Below are 2,764 nucleotides of genomic sequence, written 5' to 3' on the forward strand. Positions count from 1 at the left end.
GGTCACAGGCTTCGGTCCCTTCCTGCCCGATTATCGAACGGTCAACCAGAAACAGGCCGGCGCCCTGCAGGGACAGGCCGATTCAATGACGCGGTCGATAGATCGCCGGAAATGCACCGGATAACCCACCATTCGTCGATTTGCTTGAAGAATTATTGAATAAATTTCTCATATTTTCTCATCTGGCAGACGGATTTACAATCGGCCGCAAACGTTGTTTCGTGTTGCCACGTCCGGATTTAACATATGGACGGATCGCAACTTGGGGGCACGATCATGATCTTCGGTATGACGCCGTTTACACTTTTCCATGTGATTCTAAGCCTGATCGGTATTGTTTCAGGGCTGATTGTTCTGGCCGGTCTTATTGGGTCCGAAAGGAAGGAAAGCTGGACGCTGATCTTCCTGATAACGACAGTAGCCACGAGCGTAACCGGCTTCCTGTTTCCCTATAGCGGCTTCACGCCGGCCATAGGGGTGGGTATCATATCTATGATCTTCCTCATCGCGGCGATCGTTGCGCTCTATGTCTATCGTCTCGCCGGTTCCTGGCGCTCGGTCTATGTGGTCAGCGCAATTGTGTCGCTCTATCTGAATTGCTTTGTTCTCATTGCACAGTCTTTCCAGAAGATACCTGCACTCAACGCACTTGCTCCGACAGGGTCAGAACCTCCGTTCGCGATTGCGCAGGGTATTTTGCTGGTGTTGTTCGTAATCGCGGGCTTTCTTTCGCTGCGAAGGTTTCACCCGATTTACGCCYGAAAACCGAAGCCTTCAATCCTGCGAAACAGATGCAAGCGGCGCCCTTTTCAAGGAACGCCGCTTGTTTCACAGCATGTTGATGATCTGCAAACGCAGACACGATCACCCGGCGCTGCAAATCCAGTTGAATAACCGCAAAACTAAGCGTACACCTATTAGCTTAAGCGAATAGTTTGCTTTCAGCCTTTCGGATAAGCCCGCTAGGTCAATTGTTCTTCTAAGGGAGTGACAAATGGGAGACGTGACGCTTCATACCCCCCACAATGCCTGCTGCGCTACACCGCAGATTCTACAAAAAGTCCGCGAAGAAATGCCAAACAAGCCTACCAGCCCCAACAGGCTTTCGGATATTTTGAGACGAGCCAAAGGCGGTTTTGCGCATCGGCGTTTTAAGCAGCATACTAAATAGCCCACGACGGAAGTCACGGCAGAATTGACATGAAGATCGCCGTGGCCGGGCTACAGCGATCTTTCTGTGTTTACCTTGTCACTTTTGTCTGCTGAAGGACGCATCAGTTCATACGGCTTGCCTGCATGGCGGACTCGCCGCATCATTATCGAAGCTCATCGATGGGGATTGATCCTATGAAGTGCTTTCGAGCTAATTATATAGCCATTATTACTAAGTTGTTTTCGCACCGCCGCTATGGCCTGATGCGACCAAAGCCGTAGTTTATCGCGGCTCGAAGTCCTCTTAATCACTGTTTTCATTGGCAGATGTGGGAGGCACCAATGGAAGAGGATGAAAAAAAAGAAAAGGAGGATTATGCGCCCTACATGACGTCCATCTGGGGCTATCTCATAATCTTTTTGATCATCATACCAATTGTCTTGTATTTAGGCCGTCAGTTCGGAAGGTGAATTCTTGTGTCGTTAACGAGCTTCAATAAGAGGGCGAAGTCCCCTGCAACAATGACATATGCCCCATCGAATGATGAAAACGGGTACGCAGCCGACAATGGAATGAAGTTCTATCTGTACTGGCCGCCAGCGATGATCATGGTTCTCCTGGCCGTCGGCAGCTATGCTGTGGGAATGTATTTTTCCTAAAATTCCTATCGCGGTGCTTCGTATTCGGGGGCAGTACGGGTGGGCCCGAAGAAATATTTGTGCGGGTCTTCCGCAATTTCGGAAATGCTGCGATCAATGCCTTCGACCGTGCGCCGGCTATTCGAGATGAAGCGCTGCGCATTTTTTAGCGGTTGACCCGTCAAATTGCCGAGATTGTTGAGGACGGCGACGAGCTGGGTATTCAAGTTCTTGGCTTGCTGCTGATAGRACTGAAGCTTGGAGCGTATTTCGCTGGCCGTGCTGTCCTTGTCGTCCGAAAGCTGCTTGTCGACCTTGGCCAGTGTTTCATCGACGCGCACAGAGGACTTGTTCACCCGAGAGATGACGTCGCGCGCGTCATTCATGAGTTCTCCGACGCTGCGAGCCTTTTGGCCATACTCGTTTATCATTTCGGTTTTGCCGGCAAGGCCGTCGGTGAATTCCTTGGCCTGCTGGATGCTCGCCAGCAGCGGCCCACGCGTTTTCGCGACATATTCCTCGGTGGCGGTCGTCGCCTTGTCGACACGGTCGATCCAGTCCTGCGCAGTCTGTACCAGCGTCTTCAGCGACGATGGATCGACGTCCATACGCGCGATTGTGTCCTCCTTGTCCGCCTCTTCCAAAAGCCTGGGCTCATAGGCCTTACCGCCCGTCAACTCGATACGCGCCTGTCCGGCCAATATTTCGAAGGCAAGCGTTGCCACGGTCGAGCGCGTGATCGGCGTAGTCGAGTCAATCGCGGTCTGCACTATAACGGCGTCTGGATTGGTCGAATCGATAAAGAGACKCTTCACCTCACCGACCTTCAGGCCGTTGAAGAATACCGGGCTGTTCGCGGCCAGACCCGTGACGGAACCTGGAACCCTGATTTCCAGCGTCGACGTTTCCCGCGTATCGCCATAACGACCGACCCAGTAAAAGAAACCAAACGCGAGCGCGCAGACCACAAGGC

General features: G+C 52.3%; 2 protein-coding genes. One reads left to right on the forward strand and one right to left on the reverse strand.

Annotated features, from left to right (window positions below):
• Positions 1-246: 246 nt before the first annotated feature.
• Positions 247-894, forward strand: coding sequence for a hypothetical protein (locus ACXJ5O_RS23680; RefSeq protein WP_457302040.1), 648 nt, complete (start codon positions 247-249; stop codon positions 892-894).
• Between the two features lie 923 nt (positions 895-1,817).
• Here ACXJ5O_RS23680 and ACXJ5O_RS23685 read toward each other — a convergent pair.
• On the reverse strand, positions 1,818-2,764 hold a 947-nt coding region (locus ACXJ5O_RS23685), incomplete at its 5' end, for an MlaD family protein (RefSeq protein WP_457302041.1).

Source organism: Phyllobacterium sp. P5_D12 (assembly GCF_054049495.1).